Consider the following 1,195-nt stretch of genomic DNA (forward strand, 5'->3'; position numbering starts at 1 on the left):
CGAAAAAGACAACGCGATGCGCTTGTAGCTCAGTTGGTAGAGCACCTGACTCTTAATCAGGGTGTCCAGGGTTCGAGCCCCTGCAGGCGTACAAAAGAGAGCGGAAACGACCGCCCTCTTTTTTTGTATCAACACCTTACAGATCGGAAGTATTCCGCGGAAAACGCTCTTTATGCCGGCTACGGCCAATTCTCCGAAAGGACGAAACGTATTCTCCAAAAGGCTGTTTTGGGGACGAAAAGACTGTTTGAATTCTCCGTTTTGTCGATTTAACATATGTTAATGGGTACATCGGGACTGCCAATTCTCCGTTTTTCCCAAAATAATGTCGGTATTTCTTACGACTGCACCACACACCTTATTTCCCCGCAGTAAGGTACAAACGCACCGTAAAACACCCTGCCGGGCCGCGACTTTCACGGATGATGCAATGTATACCTCTCATGAGTATGTTGCAACATAAAGTATCGTTCATGTCAATATAATTGGTGTGATTTCAAAGACGGAGAATTCGGAGAATTGGGAAACAAGGTATTCGCCATATACGATTCCCGTATGCTATATTCCAATCTGTTATATATAATATATATATTATATATAACAGATTGGAATATAAAATATTTGCTTACAATATATAAGAAGCAGTTGTATACCTTGTTTTTCGGAGATTCTCCGTTTTCAATTCTCCGCAGATGTGTTTTTTTGTAAGAAAAAAGCGCATGCAGCACATCTGTATTCCTTCCATTAAAAAAGGCTTGACGTGATATACCCAGCTTCACTCTGTAAACATATTACGCAGCATGCAAAACGAAGAAAACGGAGAATTGGCAGTCCCGATGTACCCATTAACATATGTTAAATCGATAAAACGGAGAATTCAAACAGTCTTTTTGTCCCCCAACAGCTATGGTGGCCATAATTTGTGGTTCATTTTTAGTATCAAAATAGCATTAAATTTAGCAATAACTGTATGATATTTAAATAATTGACTTTTTATATTGTATCTCAAAAATGAACGTTATATGAGCGGAGTCGTTAAAATACGAAATTACTCAATTGCAACAATGTCATATTCTGTATTTTAATAAGTTGCTCAACAGAATCAAACTACATAATCACTCGGATATAGGATGGATGCGCCCCGTCGGGGCAACGAGCACATAGCCCGGGGCAGAGCGAAGCGGCACCCCGGGAA

1 tRNA gene is annotated in these 1,195 nt (G+C 40.3%); it reads left to right on the top strand.

The features are described from left to right. Positions 1-18 precede the first annotated feature (18 nt). Positions 19-91, top strand: a tRNA-Lys gene (locus HPS55_RS14030). Positions 92-1,195: the final 1,104 nt, after the last annotated feature.

Source organism: Xylanibacter rodentium, from assembly GCF_013166575.1.
In the GTDB taxonomy this organism is placed as follows: Bacteria; Bacteroidota; Bacteroidia; order Bacteroidales; family Bacteroidaceae; genus Prevotella; species Prevotella rodentium.